The 14221-nt window shown below is 42.1% G+C and carries 12 protein-coding genes; 3 read left to right on the forward strand and 9 right to left on the reverse strand.

Features of this window, described 5'->3' with window-relative positions:
• Positions 1-278: 278 nt before the first annotated feature.
• Positions 279-635, forward strand: a complete 357-nt coding sequence (locus HUO09_RS22595; protein WP_223159412.1) for a CPBP family intramembrane glutamic endopeptidase — start codon at positions 279-281, stop codon at positions 633-635.
• 185 nt (positions 636-820) lie between these two features.
• Here HUO09_RS22595 and HUO09_RS09995 read toward each other — a convergent pair whose 3' ends face one another.
• From HUO09_RS09995 to kduI, 5 genes are all read right to left on the reverse strand, one after another.
• Positions 821-1588, reverse strand: a complete 768-nt coding sequence (locus HUO09_RS09995) for an IclR family transcriptional regulator (protein WP_188233881.1) — start codon at positions 1586-1588, stop codon at positions 821-823.
• Positions 1589-1783: 195 nt separating this feature from the next.
• Positions 1784-3091 (reverse strand): TRAP transporter large permease, encoded by a 1308-nt coding sequence (locus HUO09_RS10000; protein ID WP_188233882.1) that lies wholly within the window; start codon positions 3089-3091, stop codon positions 1784-1786.
• A gap of 9 nt (positions 3092-3100) precedes the next feature.
• Positions 3101-3628, reverse strand: coding sequence for a TRAP transporter small permease (locus HUO09_RS10005; RefSeq protein ID WP_188233883.1), 528 nt, complete (start codon positions 3626-3628; stop codon positions 3101-3103).
• Positions 3629-3704: 76 nt separating this feature from the next.
• Positions 3705-4694 (reverse strand): TRAP transporter substrate-binding protein, encoded by a 990-nt coding sequence (locus HUO09_RS10010; RefSeq protein ID WP_188234153.1) that lies wholly within the window; start codon positions 4692-4694, stop codon positions 3705-3707.
• Between the two features lie 34 nt (positions 4695-4728).
• Positions 4729-5565, reverse strand: coding sequence for a 5-dehydro-4-deoxy-D-glucuronate isomerase (gene kduI, locus HUO09_RS10015; protein ID WP_188233884.1), 837 nt, complete (start codon positions 5563-5565; stop codon positions 4729-4731).
• Positions 5566-5992: 427 nt separating this feature from the next.
• Here kduI and HUO09_RS10020 point away from each other — a divergent pair, with 427 nt between their 5' ends.
• Positions 5993-6931: a DMT family transporter gene (locus HUO09_RS10020; protein ID WP_188233885.1), complete on the forward strand. Its 939-nt coding sequence runs from the start codon at positions 5993-5995 to the stop codon at positions 6929-6931.
• Between the two features lie 64 nt (positions 6932-6995).
• Here the strand turns inward: HUO09_RS10020 and HUO09_RS10025 are convergent, their stop codons facing one another.
• The 4 genes from HUO09_RS10025 to pxpB all read right to left on the reverse strand — a co-directional run bounded on the left by HUO09_RS10025 (position 6996) and on the right by pxpB (position 13049).
• On the reverse strand, positions 6996-8915 hold the full coding sequence (locus HUO09_RS10025; RefSeq protein WP_188233886.1) for a sensor histidine kinase: 1920 nt from the start codon (positions 8913-8915) through the stop codon (positions 6996-6998).
• Positions 8912-11152 (reverse strand): EAL domain-containing protein, encoded by a 2241-nt coding sequence (locus tag HUO09_RS10030; RefSeq protein WP_188233887.1) that lies wholly within the window; start codon positions 11150-11152, stop codon positions 8912-8914. Before HUO09_RS10030 ends, HUO09_RS10025 begins: the two co-directional genes overlap by 4 nt.
• Before the next feature lie 275 nt (positions 11153-11427).
• Positions 11428-12363 (reverse strand): biotin-dependent carboxyltransferase family protein, encoded by a 936-nt coding sequence (locus HUO09_RS10035; protein WP_188233888.1) that lies wholly within the window; start codon positions 12361-12363, stop codon positions 11428-11430.
• The gene (gene pxpB, locus HUO09_RS10040; protein WP_167412478.1) at positions 12360-13049 is read right to left on the reverse strand and encodes a 5-oxoprolinase subunit PxpB; all 690 of its coding nucleotides are present in this window, start codon (positions 13047-13049) and stop codon (positions 12360-12362) included. Before pxpB ends, HUO09_RS10035 begins: the two co-directional genes overlap by 4 nt.
• 227 nt (positions 13050-13276) lie before the next feature.
• Here pxpB and HUO09_RS10045 point away from each other — a divergent pair, with 227 nt between their 5' ends.
• Positions 13277-14179, forward strand: coding sequence for a DMT family transporter (locus HUO09_RS10045; RefSeq protein WP_188233889.1), 903 nt, complete (start codon positions 13277-13279; stop codon positions 14177-14179).
• The last annotated feature ends 42 nt before the right edge of the window (positions 14180-14221 follow it).

The raw sequence follows: 14221 nt of genomic DNA on the forward strand, positions 1-14221 counted from the left end.
AATCTAATGTGAAAAATAGGACCTTAAACATCAGAGATATACGAATTAACCGAAGCCTACTAAGCTATACTATTTTTCTCTTTTTCACTTGGACTGTTATGGAGCTATATATATTTCCATACTCAGATTACTTGCGCCCGCTTTGCAAAATAGCAGTTTGGATACTACCCGTCTATATCTACATAAAAGTGATAGAAAAATGTTCCCCAAGCTCATATTTAAAGTTAACAAAATCGATAGACAGAGATGGTCTGGTATTGATTTTATTATCAACTTCAATGTTGACCATAAATAAACTGTTTCATTTTTTATTTGATTCCCCAAGCACCTTTGATATTGATGTTCTCAAGTTCGTTAATTCCGTATTGTTAGCAGGATTAACTGAAGAAATTGTCTTTCGAGGCTTTTTGCTAAGAAAATTATTAGAAGATAACCATTTTTTAACGTCCAATATTTTTCAGTCCTTTCTATTCTCCCTTATTCACATTCCAATTTGGTTTCACCATAATCAGAACATTTTAGTATTGATTATTTACATATTTATTTTTGGTTTAATCATGGGTTGTATCACAAAGAGATCTAAGTCGCTTTGGACCGTCATTATTATCCATTCGCTACACAACCTTCTGGTATAAAAATCGATGTAACTCTCGCACCTTGGCTAATATTTTAGTAGTTCAAATGGAATGGAAGTTAATATTGAGGAAAGTCGCAGTAGCAAAGACAGTGTGAGAGTTATTTCGATACAGCGAAGATCAAATCTTTCCCCTTTTCCTTTGTTGAAAAGGGGAAAGATTTGAAATAAATATGAACGTTGAATTTACGACAAGTTTTGATTCAACTTGCTCGCTAGCTCAATGAGTTCGTGTTTGGTATTTTCTAAATCTTCAATATGGTGGTGAACGGTGTTTGAGTTCAGTGTCATATACGGAATTGTGATGGTCGCTAACACATCACCCAGCACACCAAAAATCGGTACACTGATATTGGTTACGCCCAAGATCTGCGGACTTTCGCCTACATAGTAGCCACACTCTCTTGTGGCTTCAACATGGCTTAGCGCATGCGCTTTTTCTTCTGGCGTTGCATCGAGTTTGTCCAAAACCGACTGGCGTTTCTCTTCATTTAGGAAACTCAAGAACACAATTCCCGACCCCGATGAACAGATATCAATGATAGAACCTAGTCTTAAGCTGAAACCCATTTTATAAGGGCTCTCTTGGCGAGCGATAACGGTCATTTCTCCGTTGCTGTATGCCGACATATGACAAGATTGGTTCACCTTATTACAGATCTCTTCCATCAAAGGCGTAGCACGCTTCAAAAGTTGAGCTATGGGTGGGTGCTGGTTCGATAACGCAAACATTTTTAGCGTTAACGCATAAGTTGACGTAAAGCTGTCATATTCAATGAACTGCTTTTCCACCAGCACAGACAACATGCGAAAAATTTCGTTGATACTTCTATCTAAGCTTTCTGCTATCTGTTTTTTTGTGAGCGGTTCATCTTGCTGTGCAAGCAGTTCAAGAATATCTAAGCCTTTCTCTAGTGCAGGCGCTCTATATTCAGTTTTCTTAACTGATTCCATTGCTATGTACTCAATACATGTTCATCAAAACGAGCCGATAATACTCGAAATGAACTTTGTTTGTCTCATACCAGTGCCCGCTATTTTGAAACTGGCATTGGTATAACCTCATTTTGTTGATAAACGCACGTTGCTTACCCCCAAACGAAAACAACCTCAGACTTGGCTGAGGTTGTTTTTGATAAATCATCGAACTTACTTAATCAAGCCCATCGCTTCAGGAAGCGTCATAGAGATGGCTGGAATGTAAGTCACTAACATCAATACTGCGAAAATCACAAAGAAGAACGGCAGTAATGTTTTGATCACTGAGTCGATACTGATACCACTCACCTTACAACCCGTAAACAGAATCGGTCCTACTGGAGGGGTAATCGTACCTAGTGAAAGGTTGAATACTAATAGGATACCGAACTGCACTGGATCCATGCCTAAGCCCATACAAATTGGTAGGAAGATTGGTGTAAAGATCAGTACTGCTGGTGTTGGGTCCATAAATGTACCCACAAACAACAAAATAACGTTAATGATCAGTAGGATGATGATTGGGTTATCCGTCAAACCTAATAGCATGTCTGCAATCATTCCGGGGATCTGTGTAAATGCCATCACCCAAGACATAATCGACGACGTTGCCAGCATAAAGATAACAATTGCCGTCATTTTTGCTGATTGTAGGAAAATCTCAGGTAATCGAGTGAAATCCAGAGAACGGTACATTGCACTCAATAGTAGCGAGTATACAACCGCGATGGCTGACGCTTCTGTTGCTGTAAACACACCACCTAAAATACCGCCGATCACCACGATGATTAAAGACAAACTTGGGATAGCATCCACTGTAACTTGACCGCACTCTTTCAAAGTCATGCGATGTTTTGCAATGTAACCACGGCGTTTCGCCATAACACCAGCAACAAGCATCACACCTAAACCCCAGAGAATACCTGGGATGTAACCACCCATGAACAGTGCCGAGATAGAGACACTCCCCGCCACTGTCGCGTATACGATCAATGTGTTACTTGGCGGAATCAACATACCTGTTGGCGCTGATGCAATGTTAACCGCAGTACTAAAGCGTTTGTCGTAACCTTCTTTGTCTTGGATGGGTGACATGATGCCACCGATAGCCGCTGCAGAGGCTACGCCAGACCCACTGATTGAGCCGAACAACATGTTCGATACAACGTTGGTTTGAGCAAGAGAGCCCGGGAAGAAACCACTGACAATCTTAGAGAAGTTAATTAACCGTATCGCTATACCGCCGTTATTCATTATGTTACCGGCAAGAATAAAGAACGGAATCGCGAGCAGCGCAAAGGAATCTAAGCCCACAAACATACGTTGTGCTGACGTTACCATTGCACCCTGCGTTGGCAGAATAACCATCATTGCGCCGAAAGAGGAAATACCTACAGCGATGGCGATCGGTGCGCCAATCACAAGGAAGAAGACGACACCGGCTAACATAATTAAGGCAGCTGTTAATGCTAAGTCCATGACTCACTCCTACTCTGCCGAAGAATGTAATTGCTTCCAGCGCTCGACTAGCTGCAATTCATTGTAAATAAAATAGAAAACCATTAACGCACCGCTGATTGGAATCGCTGCGTAAATCGTTCCCATTGGAGTTTGTAGTGCAGAATCTAGCTGCCACATTTGGCGGGTTGCACTGCTGTAACCGCCGAAAATCATGATGGATAGAGCGAAAGTTACGATGGCTAGCTCGATAAACGCTTCAACAATGATTTGTGTTTTGTGGGAGAACTTCTCTTTGATAAAAGAGATAGCCATATGTTCTTTCAAGCCAAATACCAGCGCACTACCAAACAACACTAACCAGATAAACAGGTAGCGAGAAAGTACTTCACTCACCGCACTTGGGTCATTAAATACATAGCGAACAATAACTTGATAAGTCACAAGAATGGTCATTAGAGCGATTAGGGAAATACAAAACCAAGAAACAATCTTGTCTAACCAATGCTTAACAACAGAGAAAACTTTAAATAAGCCACTTGGCGTATGGTCTAACATAACATCTTACCTTTTTATGGCTAAAGCCGAAGGCTAATGAGGCCGAGCAAATGCCCGGCCATATTGCAGGTGAAAATTATTGCAGTGCTGCAACTTTTTCGAATAGATCTTTTTGTTCTGGAGTCTTAATTAGGTCTTTTTGTAGAGCGCTACAAGACTCTTGGAAAGGCTTGATATCAACCTCTACGAAAGTTGCCCCTTTATCCATCGCTGTTTTCTTAGCGGTTTCGATTTGCGCATTCCATAGAGCGAATTCGCTTATCGTGCTCTCTTTCGCTAGCTTTTTGAATGTCGCTTGATCTTCTTGAGACATCGTTGACATGAAGTAGCTGCTTGCTACTACTAAGTCTGGAACCATTAGGTGACGAGTCGTCGAGAAGTATGGCGCAACTTCGTATTGCTTAAGGTCCGCGTAAGTGATTTCGTTATTTTCTGCGCCATCGAGAACGCCTTGTTGTACTGCAGTGTAAACTTCACCCTGACTCATTGGTACACCAGTACCGCCCATGCAAGAAAGCATCTTGATCATAGTGTCAGACTGCATAACTCGGATTTTCTTACCTTTCATGTCGGCAACGTTTGCTACTGAGTTACCCTTGGTGTACATGCTACGAGCACCAGCTGTGTAAGCAGTTAGCACTTCGAAACCAAATTTTTGAGTCGATGCAAATAAGTTGTCTAGCACGCCAGAAGTAAATACTTTCTCTTGGTGCTTAGAGCCTGTGTATACATAAGGCATACCGATTACCGCAAAAGTTTTGTCGTAGTTTTCAACCAATGGGTTAGCAACAACCGCCATTTGAATCGCACCGTTTTGTACTAGCTCAAGTGCTGCACGCTGGTCGCCCAATAGTTCGTTAGGGAAAATGTTTAGCTTGTAACGACCGTCGGTTTCTTTGTTTAACTTCTCGCCGAACTCTTTAAGAGCTAGGTATTGTGGGTGCTTGTCAGATTGGTTGAAAGCAGCTTTGATTTCAGTTGCAGCAGATGCAATTGAAGAGTAGCTCAGTGCGCTACCCACTACAGTGGCAATAGCGGCGAGTTTTAGGGCAGAATTCTTAAACATCATGTTTCTCCGTAAAATACAAATAAGTTTTTCGTTATCGAATTTCGTTCATATCAACGAAATCCATATCGTCGAATGTTTGGTTCTCACCCAACATTCCCCACACAAAACTGTAATTTTTCGTGCCACAACCAGAGTGAATTGACCAGCTTGGCGATAGCACAAGTTGGTGATTTCTCACTACGATGTGACGAGTTTCTGTAGGTTCACCCATGAAGTGGAAAACCACTTGAGATGGCTGAACGTTGAAATAGAGGTAAGCTTCCATGCGACGCTCATGGGTGTGTGCCGGCATAGTGTTCCAAACGCTACCCGGTTTTAGATGAGTTACGCCCATGCAAAGTTGGCAAGTTGGCAAAACATCTGGATGCAGGTATTGGTTAATCACGCGGTCGTTAGCCGTTTCTAGTGAACCCAACTCAACTATGCGGGCTTCGTTACGCAAAATAGTGCGTGATGGGTATGTATGATGAGCAGGCGCGCTTAAGCAGTAGAGTTTTGCAAATTCGTCTTCCAATGCGCGGAACTCAATATCTTGTTCGCCTTTGCCTAGGTAAACCGCATCCAAGTGCTCTAACACGTAAACACCATTTTGAGTACGAACTTCCGCTTTCTCACCTAAGTTGACAATGCCCAACTCACGACGTTGCAGGAAAAAATCCGTACCAAAAGCTTTGTTATCAACAAAATCTTCCAGTTTCAGTGCTGTATCCGCAGGGCTGATACCCATAGCCACGACACGGTCGATGTGACTGTATACAAGAGTGATTTCACCTTGTTTGAAAAGCTCTTCTGTTAGGAATTCTTCTCTTAAACGATCCGTATCATACGACTTAGCGTCTTTGGGATTGTTGTTGTAATTAATGTGCATAGCACCCTCCTTTAAGATGTGGCAAATCTAACACTTGTTCATATTTGAATAAATTCATTCATATTTGATTTGTGATCTTTTAGGTACTTTTGAAACACCGTTCCTATTATTTCTTGAGCTAACTCAAACAAAATTCAGATTAATGAACGCGATTGTGGGGAAAAACAGATTGAATATGCTTGTAAGTAAAGACACTTAGATTTGAAACAAGCATTTGATATGAAAACAAGGGCAAGATTTACCGTAATCAATTACCAACGAAAAGCTCAGTATCGAAACGGAGCGTCTAATTAATCTCAGCCCAAATCTTTTATGCAACAGAGATTAAAAAAGTACACAATATGGTATAGAATCAACCACTCAAAAAATACGAACTACCGTTTCAAAAATAAACCTCTATTAATTCACCCTTTAGGTAATCTGCCATATGCCATCGCAATCAGCTCATTTCTTCTCTCGACCTATGGTCGTATATGCATTAGCTATACTCTGCACTTTGTTGTGGGGAAGTGCTTATCCGGCTATCAAAACCGGTTATGCTTTGCTCAACATCGAAGCAAGCGATGTCGCTTCACAAATGGTGTTTGCGGGGCAACGATTTTTATTGGCGGGTATTTTTCTGATCATTCTATCCGTACTGTTTCGACGTCATACCGGAACCATAACTAAAACAAAAGTACGCCAAATTATTGTGCTGGGTTTAACGCAAACCAGCCTACAGTACATCTTCTTCTATTTGGGTGTAGCCTTTGCAACAGGTGTGAAAGCATCCATCTTGAATGCAACTGGTACTTTCTTCAGTGTATTGCTCGCGCATTTCATCTATCACAATGACCGCTTAACACAGAGAAAAGCGATTGGCTGTACGGTTGGTTTTCTCGGTGTGTTTATCGTGAATTTCAACCAGTCATTGCTTGATTTCCAATTCAGCCTGCTGGGTGAAGGTTCGGTGATTTTTGCCGCTTTCATTCTTGCAGCCGCTTCTATTTATGGTAAGAAAATCTCGCAAGGTATTGATGCCATGGTCATGACGGCATGGCAATTATCCATCGGTGGTTTAGCGCTACTGTGTGTGGGTTATGTATTCGGGGGGCAATCAGGTGACTTTGACTTTGCCAGCCTATCATTACTCATCTATCTCGCTTGTCTATCGTCTGCGGCGTTTGCTCTGTGGAGTGTGTTGCTAAAGCATAATCCCGTTAGCATGGTGACTATCTTCAACTTCTTGATACCGGTATTTGGTAGCAGTCTATCTTCCATATTCCTTGGCGAAACAATATTGGAATGGAAATACATGATTGCACTGATACTGGTTTGTAGCGGTATCTACATGGTGACGATGAGCAAGAAGCAGAAACCGCAATAAAGGTTTCAAGCTCTCTGAATACTCAAAGAGCAGCACTGACGAACACAAATGAGTTCTGCTCTTTCTAATGACTAACCGAACCTGCCTCTTGTTTCTCTATGAAATGCTTCGGCAATTTAATGATGAAAGTTGTACCTTTTAATAATTCAGATTCCACGACTATTGAGCCATTTAGGGAACTGGTGACCCATTGATGAACGAAGTGCAAACCCAAACCTGTATTGCCTTCCGCCCGATTAGTCGTTACAAATGGGTCAAAAAGATTCGGCAGAACATCAGGATCAATACCTTTACCGTTGTCTATTACCCTTATTTCGACGTCCCTCCCATTGTTGCATAGCTGAGCGCAGACCTTAAGTTTGCCACCCGTTTCCTTCTTGAAAGCATGCTGCATTGCATTTATCAGCAAGTTTTGAAGAACATGAGACACACTGCCCGGTCTTCCTACCATCTCGATAGGTTCTACCTCATATTCAAACTCTACCTGACCAGCTCTAAAACGTGGTTTTAAAGTGGCCACTAGATCTTCAACTACCAGATCTAATCGGTATGAAACCACATCCTCCCGCGTTCTATCTATCGCTAAACGTTTAAAACTACGGATTAACTCTGCCGCTTTTTTTTGGCTTTTATCAACAAGATCAAGCCCTGTTTGAGTTGAAACCAGATATTGTTCCAAATCGCTCTTGCTTAAGCCCTGTAACACAGCCGTAGACAGACGATTATGGTCAGATTTTAGACGTGATGCCGCTAATATGGCCGTACCAATTGGTGTATTGAGTTCATGTGCAACCCCCGCAACCATCATACCTAATGCTGATAGCTTACGTGACTCCACAAGGTCGTTTTGCAACAATTGCTGTTGGTTAAGCAAATTCCGCGTGTACTCTGAGGATTCTTCAATTTTCTTCTTATCTCGTTCTTGTTCACGATATAGCGCTATTAGCTTTAGCCGAAAATCCCATTCACGCCTAAGAATAAAAATGCCAAATATAGCGATTGCTGTACAAAGTAAAAGCGAGGGAATAAGCGCCTCTCTCTTAAGTTGATTCAACACAGATACAGACGTGGTTGCGATAAAACATAACGACGGACTGCGAACAATATCTTCGGATAAAAGGGGGCCAGTTACGTTGTTACACTCGTAACTCGCAAAACCCAAAGAGTGATTGAAACGGCTGAAGGACTGATGTTTGTTCATCTGAGCCCAGACTTCTGGATTCTTCACTGCAATGTTGTGGCTTTCTCTTTTTAAATCTCTCCCCCATTCGAGCTCAGTATCAACGTTCTTCAACCAATATCCGTCAGTATCCACAAGCTGCAGATTCACTCTGTCTGAATCAAATGAACTAATGACTTTCAGTAACCCTCCAACATCATAATTCAGTACCAGTAAACCCGTATGCAAACCGTGGGTAGTTCCTGTTTTTATCGATGCTCTTATCGTAGGTCGAAACGGTACTTCAATTACTCCGTTTTCCACATTGAGGTCGACATTTGAGAGATATATTTTTCCGTCGTCGGTCTTCATTCCTTGCTTAACGTAATAACGACTGCTTTTGTCCTGCAAAGCGCTTTCACCAGCAACAACAGCCATACCATCTTTTACATCCACCCTGACTCTCTCAACGCCATTTTCATCGAGCCAACGAACCTGCATAAGTGGATCGACACTTTCAGCAAAGGAGATAAAGATTCGCTGTATCAGCTCGGTATTTACTTTCGAGTCTGAAGCAAGGGCATAAATAAACGCTGGAGATCTAAAGAGAATTTGTAACGTGTGTCTTATATCTCCAATATTTTGCCCCCATAGCACTTCTGCCTGAGCAATTTTCCGTTGTTGTTCGAACGCCACTGCATCTAAGCGTTGATTGATATTGTTTCGATACACCAGCCCGCCGATCAGGCTAGTGATAACCAAACCAAACAACAACAACGCAAATATATTTCGTCGTGACGACTTCTCTAATTTCCTTACTTTCATTCGCTCAATTCAGATTCATTATTTTTGAGCCAAACTAACAGCTCATCAACCATCATAGGTTTTGCATACAGATAGCCTTGCCCAAGAGTGCACCCTCTTTCTAACAACGCATTGCGCTGCTCATCCGTCTCAACACCTTCAGCGACAACAGAGAAATCAAACAAACCGGCCAGACTCACTACCAAATCAACCACCTGTTGGCTCGCCATATCTTCGTGTAGATGTCGAACAAAAGAAATATCTATTTTGATGGTATCTACACCAAGCTGAGAAATATGAGAAAGCGAAGAATAGCCAGTACCGAAGTCGTCAATGCTAATTTTTATGCCCGCATTATGTAAGTGATCAAGTATCGGTTTAATTTCTAAATAGGATTCCATCGTTTGGCTTTCGGTAATTTCCACCTCAATTAAGTCTGGGTTGAGATTTTCACCACGTACTAGATCCAGTAGCAAAGCGATATATTCCGGGTCGGTGAGATCTTGCACTGTTGCGTTAATTGAGGTGGGAAGGCTGTAACCCGCATCTTCTAATCGATGTAACGCTTCGAAAGTTAGTTTTGCTGCAATCGTATCCAACTTGTTAATTAAACCGCTGCGCTCTGCTATGGGGATAAAAATATTCGGCGGAATCGTGGTTTCTTGCTTTTTCCAACGTAGCAACGCCTCTAAACCCACAGCTCTTCCAGTCTTGAGGTCACATTTCGGCTGCAAGACAATATAGAATTCTTTGCTTTCTATTGCGGACTTTAAGTCCCCAAGTATTTGATAGTCACGAATAAGACTTTCACGGTAGGACGGTTCATAAGTCACAACCTGCATTTTTTTGTCTCTGGCAGAACAGAGCAAACTTCTCGCCATGTGTAAAATTTGCTGCGCGGGATAATTTGCCAGCTGTTTAAGTTCAACTCTTGCAAATGTTAACGTGCAGCGCACTTGGAATTCACCAACAGAGTGCGGCAAGCTAGACAAACTTATCAGTTCGTCATCGGTCAACGCAAAACCACGACTATGTAAAATGGCAAACCTATCGGATCCTACTCGACTTACAACCGATGAAGTATGAAAAGCGTCAACAAGACGCTGACATACCGAACCTATAAGTGCCATCAAAGACTGGCGGTCGAAAGAAATAGCATGAGTATCGTAATCATCAAGTTCAACTACCAGCATCTCAAGCTCACTGAGTTCATCTTGATTCATGACGTCTAACTCACGTAGCAGCCAGTTTTTATTTTTTACATTCAAATCACTATCTTGATAAGCCAATTTTGAAAGTTGGTTAACCAAAGCGATTTGCATAAAACCAGAGCTGATATTTTCACTGAATACTTGCAACAAACGAATATGGTAGTCACTTAAACATTGTTTAGTTTCCGCTAACACCAAATAGTAATAACTTCCGTCACTGTCTCCGGAGAAATACAAAACAGACAAATTATTTTGGAATTTATGATTTTTCTCCGCGATGGATTCACGGCACAGTTTAACGAATTTTAATTTTATCTCGTCGGGTAATGGTTCGCCCTGTTCAACTCCTGTTACTCCAGAAGAAGCCACAACCAGAGCTTGTTCGCAATTCATAGCTTTATCGACGCGTAAAACACACAGGCTTGGCTCACCGAAACCACCAAATAGCCCTACAATTTCTTTAATTACAACTTGAATGAAAGTATTGGCGTCATACTTACTCGCAATCTTTCGCGAAGCATCAACCAACAACTGCAAGCCCATTCTGGCTTTGTCCAACTCGATCATCGACTGCCAAGAACGGAAATTTGCAGCGGTTATCGACTTCAACGTTTCATGGTCTACTTCAGATTTGTTCCAGTACTCGTTGATATCATATTGCAACATGACATCTTTTCTCGGTGCAAACCCAGGTTGCCCAGTGAGTAAAATAATACGAACCAGAGAGTTACCTTGTACATTACGCACGGTTTCAACAAGACGTAACCCTGCATCATCTTGTTCCATCACAACATCTAACAAGATAAGCGCTATATCATTGTGCTGCGACAGTATATAAGCCGCTTCTGTTGCAGAATTAGCGGAAAGCACTTCGACGGAACGTCCATTGACTTCCAAATCATTCAAACTGTAGATAAGCGATTGTTGGTATCCTTTGTCATCATCAACCGTAAGCACTTTCCAACTGGGTTGGACTTGGTACTCAATCGAATTGAGTGACATTGAACGACTCGAATCGTCTGCGTAAACGAAGCGACCATCTGACATGATTTAAAGCCTTTAGTTTATGAACCGGTGTGCGGTTTCTTAATTCTTTACCTTTAAACGTCTAGTTCTAAATAATTAAGGCTGCAAGTAATTACGACTAAATATGTATCAATAATCATATGTCACATGTAACAGTATTTTAACGCCACACACATTTAGGCGGCCTTATCCAAACAGCGATGTCACTGAAACAGGGAGAAAAATTGAGGGTTTAGAATGAACTTTTAAACAAAAGAATCGTTGTAAAGGAGGGGGAAGTTCTACCCCCTATTAAATTAAAGAGAAAAGAAGTTCATAAACTGACAGTACGCTTCTGTCTCGCGATCTATGTCGCCTCTATAGAAATGGATGACACTACCCGGCTTTGCCTGAGCTAGCTTCATTAAACTCATTTTCGACACGCAACCGATCTTTGGATAACCTCCAAGAGTTTGACGGTCATTTAACAGAATGATTGGTTGTCCATTAGAAGGAAACTGGATGGAACCGTAAGCAATACCTTCAGAGATCACGCCTTCCACATCCATTTGAACGGGGTTTCCCTGTAATCGAATGCCCATACGGTCCGACTTATCGCTAATCCGATAAGCATTAGCATAAAACTCGTGCTTTGCCTGACGACTAAAAAGGTGAGACTGATAAGATTCAATCACAGACAAGCTCACTTCATCGGGGTATTTCGGAATGAAAAGCCGTGGTACCCAATTAAATGGCTTACCGTCACTTGTGTACGATTTAGAAACGGGCAAAACATCGCCTTTCTGTATTGCTCGACCTGATCCTTCACCTAGTCCCCCCATATGATTACGTACGACCGTCGCACTACTACCAAATACCTTTGGCACATCGAAGCCACCAGCGACACTTAAATAACTACGAAACCCCGTTTTTGCATAACCGAGTTTGAGTGTTTGCCCTTTTCTCAACAAAAAGCTACGCCATGTAGCAATAGGCTCTCCATCAATTTGTGGATTGGTCTCAGCACCCGTGAGTGACATAAGAGTATCGTCGAGCGCTAAGAATGAAGCATTGCCCATGGTGATTTCTAATACAGAAGCATTACTTGGATTATCCAGCAATTGATTCGCCCAACAGTGAGCATGAAGATCCGCTGGCCCACCTACGCTTAATCCATGATGAGCCACACCGTATCGGCCTAAGTCCTGAATAAGGCTTAACATGCCCGACGATATAACTTGTAAGCCGCTCATACAACACCTCCCAGATCCAGAAACTGCTCCTTGGAAATAGGTTCAAAGCGCACTTTATCGCCCACATCGAATGGCATTATTGGGTCGCTTTCAATGTCGAACAACGCTAATGGGCAATTTCCAATAATCTTCCACCCTCCCGGTGTTTCCTGAGGGTAAATCGCCGTTTGTTGGTCAGCAATACCTACACTGCCTTTCGCTACTTTCAAACGGGGTTCTGCATGACGTGGCGTTGCAATCTGGGCGTCAACAGTCCCCAGAAAAGCAAAGCCCGGAGCAAAGCCTATTGCACAGACGGTATATTCTCTCTGACAGTGGATCTCGATGAGTCTTTCGACACTCATTTGTTTTTCTGAGGCTAAACTTTGTAAATCTGGCGCGACTTCTGGGTGATAATAAACGGGAAAAGTCACTGTTTTGGATTTCGAAGGTAATACGTTGCTGTTGGCTATTTTGTCAGCTTGCAAATGGCACCATTGTGTCAACTCTCGGATATCGATTTTAAGTGGATTGTATTCAATCAAAAGCGTAGTGTAAGAAGGAATCACTTCATAGATTTTTCCATGATACTGATCCTTTACCGCATGACTAAACGCGGCTATTCGCTCTATCAATTTCAGATCGATAGAATGCCCAAAGTAAACCATCAAACTCGCTTCAGAAACCCGACAAACTTCTACCTTCATCGAACAATCACTTTAGCCTGTTGCAACTTCATTGCAGAATATCCCTATTTCACGAACCCGTCAGATTCATTCCTGAACATGTTATATATCACCAAAATCGTAAAGACTTTTAACATGTTGTCAATTTGTTTAGATATCGTTATTGTGGACACGAAGACCCACAGTCTTTGGCGTGACAAGCCTCACGAGCAGTACGCTCTTTATCAGTGAATTAACGGATTAATAAGATGCAGGTTCATGCAAAGCACTATCTGATGCTTCTATTGCTAGCGGCAATATGGGGAAGTTCGTTCCCTTTTCTTAAAATAGCTCTGGAAAGCTATTCACCCATATTAACTGTTGCTATGCGTTTAACTCTGTCTGCCATCGCTATGTCCGTATTTATCTGGACCTTTAAATTGCGTATTCCGGCTGAATTGAAAGTTTGGAAGCACTATGCCGTCGTCGCCATTATCGGCAATATTGTTCCATTCTTTTTGATTACATGGGGTGAACAGTACATAGATGCTGCTTTGGCTTCGGTGTTGATGGGCTTAATTCCTCTCGCAACCTTGATCTTCGCTCATTACTTAACGGATGATGAGAAGATGTCTTTGAACAAATTATTCGGCGTTGTTCTTGGCGGAGGTGGTGTAGTGGTGCTTATCGGGGTTGATGCACTGCATGGTTTTGGCGCGCATATTCTAGCGCAATTGGCGGTTATCTTTGCCGCTTGCTGCTACGGTTTATCTGCTGTCTATGCTCGCAGGAGCAAAATCACCCAGTATCACCCTCTCGCAAACGCTGCAGGTGTTTTAATTTGCTCTGCGGTAATATCTTTGCCAATTGCGCTGTTGGTTGATGACGTCAGTTCCTTTACTTTTGACGTTCGTTCTCTTTCAGCACTGCTGATACTGGCGCTTGCTTGTACCTGTTTTGCGTATTTCCTGCTTTATAATTTGTTAGCGCAAGTAGGGGCAACCTTTACCTCATTCAACAACTATCTGGTTCCGGTATTTGGTATGGTCATAAGCGTTATTTTGCTTGGAGAACCAATAAACTCGTCAACGTATACCGCGCTAACACTAATATTTATCGGACTAGTACTATCCCAGAAGAAATCCAAACGGCTCAGTTTTATGTCCAGATAAGATGTATTAAAAAGCCAAATCGAATCTAACTTCACTACTAGA

It is taken from the genome of Vibrio sp. Y2-5 (assembly GCF_014596725.1).
GTDB lineage: Bacteria > Pseudomonadota > Gammaproteobacteria > Enterobacterales > Vibrionaceae > Vibrio.

What these genes read in the sequence shown, in the direction of transcription:
- HUO09_RS22595 (WP_223159412.1), top strand. Translation starts at nt 279, where the DNA reads ATGTTGACCATAAATAAACTGTTTCATTTTTTATTTGATTCCCCAAGC.
- HUO09_RS10025 (WP_188233886.1), bottom strand. Translation starts at nt 8,915, where the DNA reads ATGAAAGTAAGGAAATTAGAGAAGTCGTCACGACGAAATATATTTGCG.
- HUO09_RS10000 (WP_188233882.1), bottom strand. Translation starts at nt 3,091, where the DNA reads ATGGACTTAGCATTAACAGCTGCCTTAATTATGTTAGCCGGTGTCGTC.
- HUO09_RS10035 (WP_188233888.1), bottom strand. Translation starts at nt 12,363, where the DNA reads ATGAGCGGCTTACAAGTTATATCGTCGGGCATGTTAAGCCTTATTCAG.
- HUO09_RS10020 (WP_188233885.1), top strand. Translation starts at nt 5,993, where the DNA reads ATGCCATCGCAATCAGCTCATTTCTTCTCTCGACCTATGGTCGTATAT.
- kduI (WP_188233884.1), bottom strand. Translation starts at nt 5,565, where the DNA reads ATGCACATTAATTACAACAACAATCCCAAAGACGCTAAGTCGTATGAT.
- HUO09_RS10010 (WP_188234153.1), bottom strand. Translation starts at nt 4,694, where the DNA reads ATGTTTAAGAATTCTGCCCTAAAACTCGCCGCTATTGCCACTGTAGTG.
- HUO09_RS09995 (WP_188233881.1), bottom strand. Translation starts at nt 1,588, where the DNA reads ATGGAATCAGTTAAGAAAACTGAATATAGAGCGCCTGCACTAGAGAAA.
- HUO09_RS10030 (WP_188233887.1), bottom strand. Translation starts at nt 11,152, where the DNA reads ATGTCAGATGGTCGCTTCGTTTACGCAGACGATTCGAGTCGTTCAATG.
- pxpB (WP_167412478.1), bottom strand. Translation starts at nt 13,049, where the DNA reads ATGAAGGTAGAAGTTTGTCGGGTTTCTGAAGCGAGTTTGATGGTTTAC.
- HUO09_RS10045 (WP_188233889.1), top strand. Translation starts at nt 13,277, where the DNA reads ATGCAGGTTCATGCAAAGCACTATCTGATGCTTCTATTGCTAGCGGCA.
- HUO09_RS10005 (WP_188233883.1), bottom strand. Translation starts at nt 3,628, where the DNA reads ATGTTAGACCATACGCCAAGTGGCTTATTTAAAGTTTTCTCTGTTGTT.